The organism is Plantactinospora sp. WMMB782 (genome assembly GCF_049179135.1).
Lineage (GTDB): Bacteria > Actinomycetota > Actinomycetes > Mycobacteriales > Micromonosporaceae > Plantactinospora.
Map to the genome: position 1 here is coordinate 5,733,136 of NZ_JBMHMC010000007.1, position 15,868 is coordinate 5,749,003.

At 72.1% G+C, this 15,868-nt stretch carries 14 protein-coding genes; 10 read left to right on the forward strand and 4 right to left on the reverse strand.

The window, feature by feature from the left end:
* Positions 1–57: 57 nt before the first annotated feature.
* The 6 genes from ACN28A_RS27675 (at position 58) to ACN28A_RS27700 (ending at position 8,635) form a co-directional block, all read left to right on the forward strand.
* Complete coding sequence (locus ACN28A_RS27675) at positions 58–1,398, forward strand: MFS transporter (protein ID WP_421399799.1); 1,341 nt, start codon at positions 58–60, stop codon at positions 1,396–1,398.
* Positions 1,399–1,536: 138 nt separating this feature from the next.
* Positions 1,537–2,451, forward strand: coding sequence for a TauD/TfdA family dioxygenase (locus ACN28A_RS27680; RefSeq protein ID WP_421399801.1), 915 nt, complete (start codon positions 1,537–1,539; stop codon positions 2,449–2,451).
* 65 nt (positions 2,452–2,516) lie between these two features.
* A complete protein-coding gene (locus ACN28A_RS27685) occupies positions 2,517–3,437 on the forward strand; it encodes a TauD/TfdA family dioxygenase (RefSeq protein WP_421399803.1) in 921 nt (306 codons plus the stop codon).
* A gap of 573 nt (positions 3,438–4,010) precedes the next feature.
* Positions 4,011–5,801 (forward strand): fatty acyl-AMP ligase, encoded by a 1,791-nt coding sequence (locus ACN28A_RS27690; protein WP_421399806.1) that lies wholly within the window; start codon positions 4,011–4,013, stop codon positions 5,799–5,801.
* Between the two features lie 70 nt (positions 5,802–5,871).
* Positions 5,872–7,824, forward strand: coding sequence for a BTAD domain-containing putative transcriptional regulator (locus ACN28A_RS27695; RefSeq protein WP_421399808.1), 1,953 nt, complete (start codon positions 5,872–5,874; stop codon positions 7,822–7,824).
* Positions 7,825–7,876: 52 nt separating this feature from the next.
* Positions 7,877–8,635, forward strand: a complete 759-nt coding sequence (locus ACN28A_RS27700) for a thioesterase II family protein (RefSeq protein ID WP_421399811.1) — start codon at positions 7,877–7,879, stop codon at positions 8,633–8,635.
* A gap of 150 nt (positions 8,636–8,785) precedes the next feature.
* Here ACN28A_RS27700 and ACN28A_RS27705 read toward each other — a convergent pair whose 3' ends face one another.
* Positions 8,786–9,121 carry a hypothetical protein gene (locus tag ACN28A_RS27705; RefSeq protein WP_421399814.1) on the reverse strand — a complete coding sequence of 112 codons (336 nt, stop codon included), beginning with the start codon at positions 9,119–9,121 and terminating at the stop codon, positions 8,786–8,788.
* Positions 9,122–9,365: 244 nt separating this feature from the next.
* Here ACN28A_RS27705 and ACN28A_RS27710 point away from each other — a divergent pair, with 244 nt between their 5' ends.
* Positions 9,366–10,097 (forward strand): AMIN-like domain-containing (lipo)protein, encoded by a 732-nt coding sequence (locus tag ACN28A_RS27710; protein WP_421399816.1) that lies wholly within the window; start codon positions 9,366–9,368, stop codon positions 10,095–10,097.
* A 34-nt stretch (positions 10,098–10,131) separates the two neighbouring features.
* Here the strand turns inward: ACN28A_RS27710 and ACN28A_RS27715 are convergent, their stop codons facing one another.
* Complete coding sequence (locus ACN28A_RS27715; protein WP_421399818.1) at positions 10,132–10,518, reverse strand: tautomerase family protein; 387 nt, start codon at positions 10,516–10,518, stop codon at positions 10,132–10,134.
* 67 nt (positions 10,519–10,585) lie between these two features.
* Between ACN28A_RS27715 and ACN28A_RS27720 the strand changes: the two genes are divergently transcribed.
* Positions 10,586–11,056, forward strand: a complete 471-nt coding sequence (locus ACN28A_RS27720) for a MarR family transcriptional regulator (protein WP_421399821.1) — start codon at positions 10,586–10,588, stop codon at positions 11,054–11,056.
* A gap of 45 nt (positions 11,057–11,101) precedes the next feature.
* Here ACN28A_RS27720 and ACN28A_RS27725 read toward each other — a convergent pair whose 3' ends face one another.
* Positions 11,102–11,911: an SDR family oxidoreductase gene (locus ACN28A_RS27725; RefSeq protein ID WP_421399824.1), complete on the reverse strand. Its 810-nt coding sequence runs from the start codon at positions 11,909–11,911 to the stop codon at positions 11,102–11,104.
* 78 nt (positions 11,912–11,989) lie between these two features.
* On the opposite strand from ACN28A_RS27725, the gene ACN28A_RS27730 reads away from it, so the two are divergent.
* Together ACN28A_RS27730 and ACN28A_RS27735 are read left to right on the forward strand one after the other, a co-directional pair.
* Positions 11,990–12,520, forward strand: a complete 531-nt coding sequence (locus ACN28A_RS27730) for an RrF2 family transcriptional regulator (RefSeq protein WP_421399826.1) — start codon at positions 11,990–11,992, stop codon at positions 12,518–12,520.
* A gap of 138 nt (positions 12,521–12,658) precedes the next feature.
* Positions 12,659–13,636 carry an FAD-dependent oxidoreductase gene (locus tag ACN28A_RS27735; protein ID WP_421399828.1) on the forward strand — a complete coding sequence of 326 codons (978 nt, stop codon included), beginning with the start codon at positions 12,659–12,661 and terminating at the stop codon, positions 13,634–13,636.
* 54 nt (positions 13,637–13,690) lie between these two features.
* Here the strand turns inward: ACN28A_RS27735 and ACN28A_RS27740 are convergent, their stop codons facing one another.
* Entirely contained in the window at positions 13,691–15,718 is a 2,028-nt protein-coding gene (locus tag ACN28A_RS27740) for a putative bifunctional diguanylate cyclase/phosphodiesterase (protein ID WP_421399831.1), read from the reverse strand.
* Positions 15,719–15,868: the final 150 nt, after the last annotated feature.

A 15,868-nucleotide genomic window follows, 5' to 3' on the forward strand; every position in this document is an offset into this window, starting at 1 on the left:
CGGCCTTCGTCCACGCGGCCTTCCTCGGCGCCGACTGCCGCCGCGCCGTCGCCGTCGGTGCCGCTGCGGCGCAACCGGGACTTTCTGCTGCTCTGGGCCGGGGCGGCCGGCACCATGGTCGGGGCCCGGATCACCTCGATCGCGTACCCGATGCTGGTGCTCTGGTACACCGGCTCGGCCGGTAACGCCGGGCTGGTCGGTGCCGCCGCGCTGCTGCCGCACCTGCTGGTGCAACTGCCGGCGGGTGCCTTCGTGGACCGCTGGGACCGGCGCCGGATGATGATCCTCTGCGACCTGGGCTGCCTGCTCGCCACCGGCAGCGTGGCGGTGGCGGTGCTCCTCGACCGGGTCTGGGTGCCGCAGCTCATGGTCGTCGCGTTCGTGCAGACCAGCCTGAGCGTCTTCTACCAGCTCGCCGAGCGGGCCGCCGTCCGGCATCTGGTCCCGGTCGAGCAGTTGCCGAGCGCGCTGACCCAGAACGAGACCCGGGGCCGGGCCGCGGTGCTGGTCGGCCAGCCGGTCGGCGGGCTGCTGTTCACCCTGGCCCGCTGGGCGCCGTTCCTGTTCACCACGCTGGCCCACCTCGGCTCGCTCGTCGCGCTGCTGCTGATCCGCCGGCCGTTCCAGCAACCCCGGGCGACCAGGCCCGGCACGGTGCGCGCCGACATCGCCGAGGGTGTGGCCTGGCTGTGGCAGCAGCGGTTCCTGCGTACCGTGCTCGGCTTCGTCGCGATCAGCAACGCGGTGTTCCAGGCGCTGACCCTGGTCCTGATGGTCACCATCCGCAACGGCGGCGGTTCGGCCGCGCTCGTCGGTGCGGTTATCGGGGCCAGCGGGGTGGGCGGGATGCTCGGCGCGCTGAGCGGCATGTGGTGGCTGCGCCGGGCAACCCTGCGGACCCTGGTGGTGGGCGGGTTGGCCGCCTGGGCGGTGACGGTGCCGCTGATGGCGTTCACCACCGATCCGGTGAGCCTGGCGGTGATCTTCGCCGTCAACAGCTACGTCGGCGGCCTGTTCAACGTGGTCGGCGGGGTCTATCTGGTGCGGATCACCCCGGACCCGATGATGGGCCGGGTCGGTGCCGTCGCCACGCTGCTCGCCTCGGGGGCGAACTTCCTCGGCGCGCTGGGCGGCGGGGTGCTGCTCGGCGGTGCCGGGGTCCGGGTGACGGTGCTGGGGTTGAGCGCCGTGATGGCCTCGCTGGTGCTGCTCGCCGTCGCCAGCCCGGCGGTGCGGGGGATCGCCAGGAGTCCGGACAACGCCCGGATGGTCCGCCGGCTGGGCCGGCACGCCGCGCCGGGGCGGAACATCGTCCCGCCGGCAGCCGGTGGCCTGTGGCTGACCGGTGCCGGAGCAGCGGTCCAGCGGCCCGATGGCCGCAGTATCGAGAAAGTATAGATCTTGCCGGCATCCTTGGACTGGATGACGGCTGTGTCACCGACGCATTACCTTCCGATTCCCGCTACCGGTCTCCACCTCCCGCGGGAGTCCCCTCGAAGGGAGAGTCCGATGGAAGGTCACCAGAGCTGGAGACCGATGGAGATCGACCCGGTGGCGGCCGGGGTCGAGGCGAGCCCGCAGGGGTTGGCCGACTACCTCTCGACCACGCCGGAGCTGGACAACCTGCTGACCGCGGAGAAGGCGCTGGTCTTCCGCGGCTTCCAGGTGACGGAGGAGACGCTGGATCCGGTGATGGACCAGCTGCTGCCCAACCGGCTGGCGTACGTGCACGGCAACTCGCCGCGCACCAAGGTGGGGAAGAACGTCTACACCTCCACCGAGTACCCGCCCGAGTTCACCATCTCGATGCACAACGAACTGTCGTACGCCCACCAGTGGCCGTCCCGGCTGATGTTCTTCTGCCACACGGCGGCCGAGACCGGTGGCGCCACCCCGGTGGTCGACGCCGCACTGTGGCTGCACTCGCTGGACCCGCAGGTGCGGGCCGCGTACGCCGGCGGGGTGCGCTACACCCAGAACCTGCACGACGGGTTCGGCCTCGGCAAGAGCTGGCAGGACACCTTCGAGACCGCCGATCGCGACGAGGTCGAGGCGTTCCTGAGCAGCACCGAGGCGAGTTGGGAGTGGAAGTCCGACGGCGGGCTGCGGGTCACCCAGGACCGTCCCTCCACCACCCGGCACCCGGTGACCGGGGTCGAGGTGTGGTTCAACCAGTCCGACCAGTGGCACCCGGCGGCGCTGGGCGACGACACCGCGAAGTCGCTGGCCGAGGTGCTCCCGCCGGACGAGCTTCCGCAGTCGGTCACCTTCGCCGACGGCAGCCCGATCCCCGACGAGTACGTCATCCAGGTGCGTGACCGTGGCCTGGAGGCCGCCGTCGACGTCGACTGGCGACAGGGTGACGTGCTGCTGATCGACAACGTACTGGTCGGCCACGGCCGGCGCCCGTTCACCGGGCGGCGCCGGGTCCTGGTGGCCATGTCCGACTGAACCGCACGGAGCTGACCAGACCGAAGGGCCGGACCATGACTCTGTCCACTACTGACACCGGAACAATGCCGTACCTGGTGACCCACGAGTCGGCCGGGGCCGAGATCGGGGAGCTGATCCGGGCCGAGCGCGCCGAGCTGCGCAAGATCCTGGGCGAGCGGGGTGCGCTGCTGCTGCGCGGCTTCTCCGTCGGCGGTGTCGACGGCTTCGACGCGGTGGTCCGCGCGCTCTCCGGCCCGCCGCTGACCTATTCGGAGCGCTCCTCGCCGCGCAGCACCATCAAGGGCCAGGTCTACACCTCGACCGACTATCCGCCGGAAGAGGAGATCTTCCTGCACAACGAGAACTCGTACCAGGCGGTGTGGCCGCTGACGCTCTACTTCTACTGCCGGCAGGCGCCGGCCACCCGGGGCGCGACCCCGCTGGCCGACATCCGCAAGGTCTACCGGTCGATCGACCCGACCATCCGGGAGGAGTTCGTCCGGCGGGGCTGGATGGTGGTGCGCAACTTCCACGGCTCCTTCGGCACCTCCTGGCAGCAGATCTTCAACACCGACGACCGGGCGGCCGTCACGGAGTACTGCGCGGTCAACGGGATCGAGGTCGAGTGGCGCGACGGCGGCGGCCTGCGGACCCGGGCGGTACGCCGGCCGGTGCACACGCACCCGGTCAGCGGCGAGACGGTGTGGTTCAACCACGCGACGTTCTTCCACGTGACGACGCTGCCGAAGGACATCCGGGAGGGTGTCTTGGAGATGTTCGACGAGGAGGACCTGCCGACGAACACCTACTACGGGGACGGCGGCCGGATCCCGGACGACGTCATCGGGCACCTGCGCGACTGCTACCGGGCCGCGAGCACCCGGTTCGACTGGCAGTACGACGACGTGCTGGTGGTCGACAACATGCTCGCGGCGCACGGCCGCGAGCCGTTCACCGGCCCCCGGCAGATCGCGGTGGCGATGGCGGAGCCGTCGAACGCCTGACCTCGCGATCAGCAGCCCGCCCCGGCGCCCAACGGCCGCCCGGGCGGGCTTCTCGCGTGCCGACGCGGCGACCTTCCGGCGGGCCGGCGCGGCGACGCCGTCGGGCCACTCGTCCCCTATTTCCGACTCTGCCCGGCCTGCTCCGATCGGGCCCCGCCGGGTTACGCGCGAGTATGTGAAACAGTCTTGTCTTCTGGGTGCGGGTGCGTATGTGGAAGACCGCCGACTATGTTGTTTGCGTCGGCAAAGAGGCGGGAAGTTTCCCGGTCGGGCGGGTCAATTGCCCTGGTGGACGGGACATCGCGGCAATGCGGGAGAGGTTACCATTCGGTAGTGGACGTCCGGCTGTATAAGCGACTCCACCGTTTTCCTGATGTTTCGCTGGAAGTTGTTATGGCTGTCTCCAACCTGACTTGATTGAATATCCGTGCACGGATATCGTAGGCGGAACCGTCCGTGAGCGTTTGGGGAACTGGCGTCCGCGGGCGTGGCCGTCGCCGAGCCTGTGCTCATTCGGCGGCCCGCCGTGGTTGGCCACGCTTCCTGTAGCCAACATTTTGGGGGGAAATGCGGGTGGGAATCGTGGGTTTGGTGGAGCGGGTCATCCGACACGCCGGCCATGATCCGGACCGGGAGGCTGTCGTCCTGCTGCGCTGGGGTGAACGTGAGGAGCGTTCGGAATCCCTGCGCTACGGCGAGCTGGACCGAGCGGCCCGGGAACTGGCCGGCCGACTGCGGGACCGCTGCCGACCGGGTGATCGGGCCCTGCTGCTCTATCCGACCGGTCTCGAGTTCGTCAAAAGCATCCTGGGCTGCATGTATGCGGGCATCGTCCCGGTGCCGGCCCCGCTGCCCGACGGGGACAAGCACCACCTCATGCGGGCCACCGGAATCGCCCTGGACTCCGATCCGCGGATCGTGCTGACCGACAGCGCAAGCCTGGTCACGGTCTCCGACTGGATGAGCCAGGACGGGTTGGACCGGCTGCTCTGCACCGCCACCGACCTTGCCGGTCCGGCCGACCCGGGCGGATGGGACGGTCCGAGGCACATCAGCCCGGCCGGGCTCGCGTTGCTGCGCTATACGACGGGTTCGACGAGCGACCCGAAAGGCGTAATGATCAGCAATGAGAATCTGGCGCACAACTTCGAGATATTTCGGGACACTTTTTCCCTGACTCCGGCCGACCGCTGCCTCAGCTGGTTGCCGTTGCACGACGGGACCGGCCTGATCGAGATGCTTCTCGAGCCGCTTTATCGCGGCGCCACCACCGTGCTCATGTCCGCCGACGATTTCTTCACCGATCCTTGCCGTTGGTTGAAAGCCGTCGACAAATACGATGTGCGGATCAGTTCGGCGCCCGGATTCGCGTACCGCCTGTGTGCTCGCGAGGTGACCGACGAGCAGGTCAGGGGCATGGACCTGACCCGCTGGGAGCACGCCTTCGTCGGTGGCGCGGACCCGATCGAGCCGGAACCGCTTATCGAATTCGCCGAGCGATTCGGGCCGGCCGGGTTCTGCCCGGAAGCGGTCCGGGTCGGCTACCACATCACCGAGTCGACATTGTTCGTCTCCGGCACCCGACCGGGTCGGCCGTTGGCGGTGGAACGATTCGACCCTAGCCGGTTGGAACAGAACATCCTCCTGCCGGCGGCGGCCGACGCGGCGGCGGCTAGATCACTTGTCAGCAGCGGCACCGTAAATGGTCTTGACATCAGGATCGTCGATCCCGAGAGCGCCTCGGTATTGCCGGACGGACGGCTCGGCGAGATCTGGATCCGGGGCCGGAGCGTGGCCCGCGGCTACTGGCGGCGCGAGGTGGAGACCGACCGGGTCTTCGGGGCGGCCACCGGCGACGGCGAGGGCGGCTACCTGCGCACCGGCGACCTCGGCGTCATCGCCGACACCGAGCTGTACGTGCTGGGCCGGATGCGCGAGATGCTCGTCGTCGGCGGCCGGAGCCTCTATCCGCACGACATGGAGAAGGCGGTACGCACCTCCGACACCCGGTTCGCCGACCTGACCGGCACGGTCTTCGCGGTGCCGTCACCCCGCCAGGAGATCGTGGTCCTGCACGAGGTCCAGGCGGAGACCGCCGATCCGGCGTCGCTGTCGACGCTGGCCCGTACGGTCAAGGACTGGCTCAGTCGCTGCTTCGGCGTGCGGGTGGCGAACGTGGCGTTCCTGCATCCCGGCAAGGTGCGCAAGTCGCCCGGCGGCAAGGTACAGCGCGCGCTGATGCGGGAGCTGTTCATGGCCGACGCCCTCGACCCGGTCTACGAGGACCTGGACATCGAGACCCGGCGCCGCTACCGGGCGGTCCGCCCGGTGCTCGCGGTCGGCCACGGCAAGGACTTCCGATGACCGGCGCCGGGGCGGTACCGACGGCGACCGTCACCGTCACCGGGGCGCCGCGGACGGGCGGGAGGTGCTGATGAGCACGATCCCGCCGACCGCGGCGCCGGCCGACGACTCCGAGGCGGGCCTGGCCGGTCACCCCCGGTCCGGAGAGCTGGAGTTCCGGATCCTCGGCTCGGTCGAGGTGGTCGATTCGACAGGCGTGGTCGAGCTGAGCGCGTCGAAGGTACGCACCGTGCTCGCCGTACTGCTGCTCGCCCGGGGGCGGGTGGTCTCCGACTCGCGGCTCGCCGTCGTACTCTGGGGCGACGACCCGCCGGTCACCGCGGCCGCGCAGATCCAGACGTACGTCTCCCGGCTGCGCGCCAAGCTCGCTCCGGACGCCGAGATCGTCCGGCAGCGCCCCGGTTACGTGCTGCGGGTCGCGCCCCAGCGGTTCGACCTGGTCCGTTTCGAGGAGCTGGCGGCACGCGGCCGGGACGCCCTCGCGTCCCGGCGGCCGGCCGAGGCCGCCGAGGCGCTGCGCGCCGCGCTGGCGCTGTGGCGCGGGCCCGCCCTCGCCGGGGTCACCGAGTTCCTCAGCGACGCGGAACGGCCCCGGCTGGAGGAGGCGCGGCTGGCCGCGCTCGGCGACCGGATCGACGCCGAACTCGCACTCGGCCAGCACGGTCGGCTGGTCGTCGAGCTGACCGGCCTGGTCGCGGCGGATCCGCTGCGCGAGCAGTTGCGCGGCCAGCTCATGCTGACCCTCTACCGCTGTGGCCGGCAGGCGGACGCGCTCGCCAGCTACCAGGACTACCGGCGGCTGCTCGCCGAGGAACTCGGTATCGACCCGGGTCGGGAGCTACAGGACCTGCACAAGTCGATCCTGGCCGCCGAGGCGACGCTCACGCTGCCGGCCCCGGAGGCCCGGGTCAGCGTCCGGCCCGTCTCGGCCGAGCCGCTGCCGGCCCGGCTTCCGCCGGACGTCGCCGACTTCACCGGTCGGGACCGGGAGGCCGCCCAGGTGGTCGCGCTGCTGCGTACCCGGGCGGACACCGGCGGGCGGCGGCTCGCCTGCGTGATCGGCGGGATGGCCGGGCTGGGCAAGACGGCCCTGGCGATCCACGTCGGACACCTGCTCCGGTCGTCGTACCCGGACGGGCAGATCTACCTGGACCTGCGGGGCGCCGGGCCGCAGCCGGCCGACCCCGTCGACCTGCTCGGCACCACGTTGCGGGCGCTCGGGGTGGCGGTGTCGGAGATCCCGCCGTCGCTGGCCGAGCGGGTCCAGCTCTACCAGAGCCGGCTGGCGGGTCGGCGGGTCCTGGTGCTGCTCGACAACGCCGCCAGCGAACAGCAGGTACGCCCACTGCTGCCGGAGAGCCCCAGCTGCGCGGCGATGGTGACCAGCCGGGCCCGGCTGGCGGCGCTGGAGGGCGTACCCCTGATCGACCTGGACGTGCTCGAACACCGGCAGGCGCTGGAGCTGCTCTCCAAGATCGTCGGTGCGGCCCGGGTGGCCGCCGAGCCGGAGTCCGCAGTACGCATCGTCGAACTCTGCGGTCACCTGCCGCTCGGGGTACGCATCGCGGGAGCCCGGCTGACCGCGAAGCCGCACTGGCGGCTGGCCCGGCTCGCCGACCGGCTCTCCAGCCAGCGCCGCCGCCTCGACGAACTCCGGATCGGCGACCTGGAGGTGCGGGCCAGCGTGGCGCTGAGCCTGCAGGGGTTGGGCGAGCCCGCCCGGCGCGCCTTCCGGCTGCTGGCCCTGCTGGACGCGCCCCGGTTCGCCATCTGGACCGCCGCGGTGCTGCTCGACGTCACCCTCGCCACCGCGCGGGAGCTGCTGGAGCAACTTGTCGACGCCCGGTTGCTGGACGTCGCCCAGGTCGACGGGTCGAGCCAGCCCCGGTACTTCTTCCACGACCTGGTCCGGGCGCTGGCGATGGAACAGGCCGCCGACGAGGAGACGGCCGACGAGCGGTACGCGGCGCTGGACCGCACGTTCGGCAGCCGCCCCGGTCCGGCCGGCAAGGAGAACGGGTGACCGCCCGGCCCCGTCCATCCGGGACATTCCACCGAGGGAAAGGGCTGCGCCGGTGAGCAGCAGGTACGGCAGGGTCACGACCGACTGGTTCCTCCGCTTCGCGGCCGCGCCCCGGGCCACGGTCCGGTTGGTCTGCTTTCCACACGCCGGTGGCGGGGCGGCCGGGTACCGGCGCTTCGCCGAACTCCTCCCCGACAGCGTCGAGGTGCTCGCGGTGCAGTACCCGGGCCGGCAGAACCGGTACGGCGAACCCGTCATCGACGACATGACGCTGCTGGCCGACGAGATCGTCGGAGCGGTCGAGCGGGAGCTGACCGGGCCGGTGGTGTTCTTCGGGCACAGCATGGGTGCGGTGGTCGCCTACGAGGTGGCCCGCCGGTTGCGCGGCGGTGATCCGGTGACGGTGCGCCGGCTCTTCGCCTCGGCCGGCCCGGCCCCCTCGGCCCGGAGCTCGCTCGGCGTGCACCTGCGCGACGACGACGGGGTGGTGGCGTACATCCGGGAACTCGGCGGGAGCGGGGTGGAGATGCTGGAGATCGACGAGATCCGGCAGTTGACCCTGCCGATGGTCCGGGGCGACCTGCGGTTGATCGAGACCTATCGCCATGCGGGCGGCGAGCCGCTGAACTGCCCGATCACCGCGATCGTCGGGGACCGGGACCACACCTTCACCGCCGCCGACGCGCGGCGCTGGGTGGTGCACACCACGGCCGGGCTCGACGTGCACTCGCTGCCCGGCGGTCACTTCTATCTGGACGAGCAGGTGGACCGGCTGATGCCGCTGCTGGTCGAGCGGATCGTGCCGCGCTGACGCCCGCCCGCGCCGTCCGGGCGTCGGCCGTCCGCCGCCCCGGTCAACCGGTGCACGGCGGCGTCGTCCGGGGGAGTCCGGGCCGGACCGTCAGCGGCCGGGGGAGTCCGGGCCGGAACGTCAGCGGCCGGGGGAGTCCGGGCCGGAACGTCACCGCCGCTCGTCACCGGGGTCGCCGGCACCGTCGTCCCGGGGCAGGTATCGGCGCACCCGGATGCCGTGGCCGTGCGCCCGGATGCCGTCGGCGGCGGCGACGGCCGCGACGGGATCGGTGAGGAAGTCGAGCGCGACGGCGGTGTCGCCCTCGATGCGGCTGCGCATCCGCTCGAGCCCCTCGGGGGTGCTGGACGCCACCGCGTCCAGCCTGGCCAGGGCCGCGGCCCGAAGCCGGTAGTCGTTCTCCACCTCGACGACCACCTCGGACACCACGACGTAGCGCTGGGTCCGGATGGAGGCCCTGAGTTCGCGGTCCGATTCTTCCTGCACGCTACCGAGGATAGTCGTACCTTTCATGCGCAGAAACCCTCATTGATCCCTCGTCACGGGACTTTAATTACTTACGGGGTTCCGGCGAAGTTTACGGGTCTTCCTCTATGGACGTGGAGTGAGATTGCCGCTACCCTGCGGGAGGTGTCGATTGGGGGGCCGCCTCGCGGCGGCGATCCGCAGACCCGCCGTTGCCCTGGCCGCGCCCGGTAAACCGGCTGCGCCGCTCGCGCGTCCCCACCACATGAGAGCGCACCGTCTGACACTCGTCGCCGTACTGCTGCTGGTCGGGTTGGCCGGCTGTGATTCCGCACCCCGCCCCGGCGCGGCACCGGACCGCCTGTCCGAGGCGACCTCGGGTCCGTCCGGCTCCGTCCCGGTCCCGGGCGGCCCCAGCCCCGATACGGGTACCCCGAGCCGACCCGGCCGCCCGGCCGGCGGGGAGGAGGTCGCCTCGTTCCGGACGGCGTACCGCTGGGGTGTTCCGGCCGAGCCCGTACTGGTCCGGCACCGGGTACGCCCACCCGTGGCGCCGCCTCCCGCGCCGCCGCTGCCGTACCTGGTGGAGATCCGGGCGGCGGACCATCCGGAGGGGCGACCCGGGTACAGCCGGATCTCGTTCACCTTCCGGGGCGGCTTCCCGTCCTACGAGTTGGCCTATCTGGGGCGGATCCCCGCCGAGGGGACCGGCGAGCCACTCCGGTTGCCGGGCAACGCCTTCCTCCGGATCCGGTTCGTCCAGGCACAGGCGCACGACGAGCGGGGCCGCTCCTCGGTCACCGCCGCCCCCCGGCCGGAACTCGGCTTCGCCACCCTGCGCGGGTACGCCTTCGGCGGCGACTTCGAGGGCTACCTGACGTACGGCCTGGGGTTGCGGGTCGCACCCGGCAGTGACCAGGCACTGCCGGTCCGAGCCCTGGAACTGACCCGGACCGGCGGCCGGTACGTGGTGGCGCTGGACGTCCGCCGCGCCTGACGTCGGTATCCTGCGCCGGCGTCCGACCGGCCCGCTACGCCGTGACCACGGCTCCGCCGACTCCGGTGCGCCCGGCCGGAGTGCCCACGAGTTCGACCGTGAGGCCGGCGCGGACGCGTTCCCCGAGGACGCCTACGACGGCGTCCGTGACTCCGGAGACGAGCCGGGCGACGATCTCGTCGGCGTCGGGCCGGTTGAACGCGGCCTCCCTGATGCCGAACGTGACACTGGGCGAGGGAGCCCGGGCGGGCGTGCCGCCGATGCCCCAGCGGTTCGGCGGCACGCCGATCAACCGCACGACGGTGATGCTTCGGGCCCACTCGCCGTAGACCGTGACGACCGCGTCGGTCAACTTCTGGATCAGTGCGGTCTCGCGGCCGGCCAGGTCGCCCTCCAGCACGTGGACGTCGAGATGCGGCACAGTATCCTCCCCGACAGGTTTGGCCACAAACTAGCTTTGTAAACAAAGGTATTTCGGAGATGATCGGATGTCAAGGGCCGACGCCACGGACGACACCGTCCGGGAACTGCTCCTGGTGATGCCGAGGCTGGTCGGCAGGGTCAAACGCCTGCCCCCACCGGAACAGCTGAGTTCCCTCGACCTGGCACCGAGGCACCTGTCGATGCTGTCCCTGCTCCTGCTCGACGGCCCGCTGACCGTCTCCCAACTGGCCGGCATGCTGGGCGTGGCACCGACCACGGTGAGCCTGATCGTGAGCGACCTGAGCCGCAAAGGGGTCCTGGTGCGGCGCGAGGACGACACCGACCGCCGCCGCCGCATCATCGACATCAGCCCGCAGAGTCGCCCCGCCATCGCGCAGTGGCTGTCTCCCGGCGCCCACGCCTGGCGACGCGCCCTGGCGCCGCTGACCCCGGCCCAGCAACGGACATTCGTCGACACCCTGCTCAGGTATGAGGCGGCCGTCTCGACACCGGCGCAGGCGCCGCCGGAGGGTTGAGGATCCGGAGGCGTCGCCTCGCCGGCCGGGTCCGGCCCGGAGCTGTCAGAGAGTCGCCGGCCCGGTTGCCGGGCGCGGGTCGGCGGCGGCGTGCCGGTCGGCCGTGTGGTCCCGGCGCTGTTCCGCGAGCCACTCGTCGAAGGTGGTCGGCGCGATGTGGGCCCCCTCGCCGGGCAGCAGTACGGTGCCGGCCATCGCCGGGCCGAAGCGCCCGGACCAGGTCGGCACGAGCTTCACCCGGTGGCCGCGCGCCTCGTTGGTCCGTCGTGCCATGTCGACGAGGTCCTGCGGCTCCGGGCCGGCGACGTCGGGGTAGCGGCCCCGTGGCTCGCCAACCGCGATCCCGGCGAGGACGTCGGCGACGTCCGCGGGTGCGATCGGCTGCACGAGCAGTGGTGCGATCGTCGCGACACCGTCCCGCTCGGTCCAACCGGCGACCATCGCGGCGAAGTCGTGGAACTGCGTGGCCGGGACGATCGTCCAGGGCAGTGGGCCGGCGGCCACCAGACGCTCCTGCTCGCGCTTGCCGGCGTAGTGTGCGTTGCCCTCGACCCGATCGATCCCCACGATCGAGAGCAGGACGTGGTGCCGGACGCCGGCCCGCTCCCCGGCGGCGAGCAGGTTCCGGGTGGCGGTGCCGAAGAACTCCACCGCCTCCGCACGGTCGGTGGCCGGCCCGTTGCTGACGTCGACGACCGCGTCGACGCCGGTGAGGGCATGGTTGAGTCCCTCACCGGTCGACAGGTCCACGCCCAGCGCGCGACTGATGCGCACCACCTCCTGCCCGGCCCGTTCGAGGGCGGTGACGGTGCGGGCGCCGATGTTCCCGGTCGCCCCGACGACTGCGATTCGCATGACGATCCTTCCTCTCGTTACCTGGCCGACGATATTACGGACTTTGCAGGTCCGCAATATCCGCGATAGCCTGACCGGGTGAAGTTGCCGGTGAGCACCGAATGGCTGTTGCACTGCGCCGCGACCCTGGCGCAGCTCGATCCCGGAGCCACCGCGTCGGCGGCGCAGCTCGCGCAGTACTACGACATCCCGGCGGCCTACCTGGCCAAGCAACTGCAGGGACTCGTCAAGGCCGGCGTGCTGGTCGCGACGACCGGCCCACGCGGCGGGTTCCGGCTCGCCCGGCCGGCGGCCGAGATCACACTGCTGCGGATCGTGGAGGCGGTCGACGGCACCGCTTCGCCGTACGAGTGCCGTGAGATCCGCCAGCAGGGCCTGGGCGCGCTCTCTCCCGAGGAGTGCCGGAACACCTGCGTCCTCGCCGAGAAGATGGCCGAGGCGCACGACGCGTGGCGGCGCAGCCTCGCCGGCGTCTCGCTCGCCGACATCATCGCCACGCTGCCCCGGACGGCACCGGCCCGCACCAGGGCCCGCCTGGCGTCGGCGACGGGCGCCACGCCGTCGCGCCGAGCACCGGGACCGGCTGCCGGCGACCCGCCGTCACGGTGAAGTCGGTGAAGCCGCAACCCCGGCGAATCGGGGAACCCGCTCCCTCGGCCCTTCCCGGCATCCTGCCCTGCCACCCGCCCGCAGGGTTCGCGAGCGTGGTGCTGGACGCCTGGCCGGGTCGACCGGCACGCTTGACGAATGGGTGACGTCGTGGTGGTTGGTGCCGGGGTGGTCGGACTGACCAGCGCGGTGCGGCTGGCCGAGGCCGGTGCCCGGGTGACCGTGCTGACCGCCGACGACCCGGTCGACACGGTCTCCCGGATCGCCGCCGCCGTCTGGTACCCGACCCGGACCAGTGCCGACCCCCGGGTGCTGGGCTGGGCCCGGCGCACCTTCGAGGTCCTCGCCGGACAGGCCCGCCAGCAGGTACCCGGAGTCGTCATGCGGCCGACCCGGATGCTGCTGCGCGAGCCGGTGACCGCCGACCCGTGGTGGGCCCCGGCGGTCCCCGACTTCCGCCCCGTCCCGCCCCCGGACGGGTACGCCGGCCAGTGGCGGTTCACGGTGCCGACCGTCGAGATGGGGCCGTACCTGGACTGGCTGGTCGACCGGCTGTCCCGGCTCGACGTGCCGGTACGCCGGCACCGGGTGGACCGGCTCACCGACGTACCCGAGATCGCAGCCGGGATGTGGCCCTCGGCGCGGCGTCCGCCACTGGTGGTGAACGCGACCGGGCTGGCCGCCGGCAAGCTCGCCGACGACCCGACGGTGCACCCGGTCCGGGGCCGGATCGTGCTCGTGGCAAACCCCGGCCTCACCACCTCGGTACGCGACGAGGCGAACCCGGCCGGCATCACCTACGTCCACCCGCGCGCCCGGGACGTGGTGCTCGGCGGCACCTTCGAGCCGTACCGGACCGGGACCGGACCGGACGACGGCGCCGCGTCGGCGATCCTGGCCCGGTGCGTCGGGCTGGTGCCGGAGCTGGCCGGGGCACCGGTGCTCGGGCAGCTCGCCGGGCTGCGGCCGGGCCGGACCGGCGGTGCCCGGCTGGCCGAGGAGACGCCCGGGGTGGCCGGTGCGGCCCGACTGGTCCACAACTACGGGCACGGCGGCGCCGGGGTCACCCTGAGCTGGGGCTGCGCCGACGAGGTGGTGGCGCTGGCCGGTTCCTGAGCCGGGGCTGCGCCGACGAGGCGCTGGCCGGGTTCCTGCGCTGCCCGGGCCCGGTCAGCGGCTGGTCGCGGAGACCCCGCCCCGGGTGACGGTCCGGGCCATCAGTTGGTGCAGCGGCTCGGGGCGGCCCAGGTGGTAGCCCTGCCCCCGGTCGACGCCGAGTTGCCGGAGCACGGGTACCAGCTCGGGCCGGTCGATGTGCTCGGCGACGGTCCGCATCCCGAGCCCGTGCGCGGCGCGGACCACCGCGTCGATCAGGATCGGGTCGGAGCCGCCGTGGTCGGCCTGCCGGACGAACTCACCCGCGATCTTCACCGCGCTGAACGGCAGGTGCTTGAGGTAGACGAAGGAGCCGTATCCGGCGCCGAAGTCGTCCAGGCTGAACCGGCAGCCGGCCGAGGTGAGCGTGGAGGCCAGCCGCCGGGCCGCGGCCAGGTTGGCGATCGCGGTGGTCTCGGTGATCTCCAGGCCGAGCTGCGTCGCGGGTACGCCGGCGGCGGCCAGCGTGCCGACCACCCAGTCCCCGAAGCTCGGGTCCTCCAGCGAGCGGCTGGAGATGTTCACGTCCAGCCGCAGCTCCACCCCGGCCGACCGGGCCGAGGCGAGGGCCGCGGTCGCGGTCTCCACCACCCAGCGGTCCAGCTCGTAGATCATGTCGCCGCGTTCCAGCGCCGGGAGGAAGTCACCGGGGCCGATCTGCCGGTGCTGGTCGTCGCGTACCCGCATCAGCAGCTCGTAGCTGCGCACCCGCTCGTCGGCGAGGTCGATGATCGGCTGGGCGTCGAGTTGCAGCTGGCCGGTGTCCAGCGCGCGGCGTACCCGGGAGACCAGGTCGACCCGGTGGGCCGCCTGGCGCTGCTGCTCCGGCGCGAAGAGCCGGGCCCGGTTGCGACCCTCGCCCTTGGCCTGGTAGAGCGCCAGGTCGGCGTGGGCGAGCAGCAGGGTGTCGTCGTCGGCGGTGTCCAGCGGCGCGGCGCCGATGCTCAGGGTCACCCGCAGCGGCTCGCCGCGCACCGCCAGCGGGGTACGCGCGACCAGGTCGCAGAGCCCGGCCCCGATCGCGAGTGCCCGGTCGGCGTCGCAGCAGGGCAGCAGTACGGCGAACTCGTCCCCGCCCAGCCGGCCGAGCACCGCCTCGGCGGGCAGGTGGTCGGGAAGCAGCCGGGCCAGCAGCCGGAGCACCTCGTCGCCGATCGCGTGCCCGCGCAGGTCGTTGATGTCCTTGAAGTTGTCGATGTCGATCAGGAGCAGCGCCGCCGCCGTCCGGCCGTCGGTGCCGGTGAGCTGGCTCAGCCTCGCGGTAAGTGCCCGCCGGTTCGGCAGCCCGGTCAGTGGGTCGTGCTCGGCCAGGTACGCCAGCTCGTCCTGGACCTGTCGGATCTCGGTGATGTCGTGCGCGGTGCCCAGCATCCGCAGCGGCCGGCCGGACTCGTCGGTGAAGACCTCGCCGTAGCACTCCAGGATGCGCATCTGCCGGCTGTTCGCCTGGTACATCCGGTGGGTGTAGGTGAACGAGTCGGCCTCCCGGATCGCCCGGTCCAGCGTCGCCTCGATCATCGCCACGTCGTCCGGGTGGATCAGCGTCCGGTAGGTCGGATAGTCGAGCGCGGTCTCCGGGGCCAGCCCGATCATCGCCTTCAGGGTGGGCGACCACACCACCTGGTCGGTGGGGAGGTGCCACTCCCAGGTGCCGACCCGGGCCAGCTGCTCGATGTGGGACAGCCGCCAGGCGTAGTCCTCGGCCCGGCGCCGGTCGGCACGCTGCTCGGTGACGTCGGCCAGCTCGTAGACCAGCTGGTCGTCCGGCTCGGGGTCGGCGCGCCGAGGCGGCGGCAGCCGTCGGCAGGTGACCCGCAGGTGCCGTACCGCGCCGTCGGCGGTGCGGCAGCGCAGCTCGACCGGCGGCCCGTCCGGGGTGGCGGCCCGGAACGGCAGCGAGCCGATGTCCGCGCCGATCAACTGGCCGAGCCGCTGGGCCGCCCGGTTGTACCAGGTCACCTCGCCGTTCTCGGCGGCGGTCAGCAGGGCGGTGGAGGTGGTGTCGAGCACCGCGGCGGGCACGCTGGACGGCAGTGCGGGCACTTGGCCTCCCGTAGAGATCGACCGGATCCGGTGCAGGGGACGCGGGACGCGCACGGTCGGCCGTAACGGCGCACTGAGTGTACGGAGGCCGGAGGCCCCCGGCCAATGTCCGTACGCCGACAGCCGTCGATCTTGCCGGTTCGGCGGTGG

What these genes read in the sequence shown, in the direction of transcription:
- ACN28A_RS27695 (WP_421399808.1), top strand. Translation starts at nt 5,872, where the DNA reads ATGAGCACGATCCCGCCGACCGCGGCGCCGGCCGACGACTCCGAGGCG.
- ACN28A_RS27680 (WP_421399801.1), top strand. Translation starts at nt 1,537, where the DNA reads ATGGAGATCGACCCGGTGGCGGCCGGGGTCGAGGCGAGCCCGCAGGGG.
- ACN28A_RS27735 (WP_421399828.1), top strand. Translation starts at nt 12,659, where the DNA reads ATGGGTGACGTCGTGGTGGTTGGTGCCGGGGTGGTCGGACTGACCAGC.
- ACN28A_RS27710 (WP_421399816.1), top strand. Translation starts at nt 9,366, where the DNA reads ATGAGAGCGCACCGTCTGACACTCGTCGCCGTACTGCTGCTGGTCGGG.
- ACN28A_RS27720 (WP_421399821.1), top strand. Translation starts at nt 10,586, where the DNA reads ATGTCAAGGGCCGACGCCACGGACGACACCGTCCGGGAACTGCTCCTG.
- ACN28A_RS27725 (WP_421399824.1), bottom strand. Translation starts at nt 11,911, where the DNA reads ATGCGAATCGCAGTCGTCGGGGCGACCGGGAACATCGGCGCCCGCACC.
- ACN28A_RS27685 (WP_421399803.1), top strand. Translation starts at nt 2,517, where the DNA reads ATGCCGTACCTGGTGACCCACGAGTCGGCCGGGGCCGAGATCGGGGAG.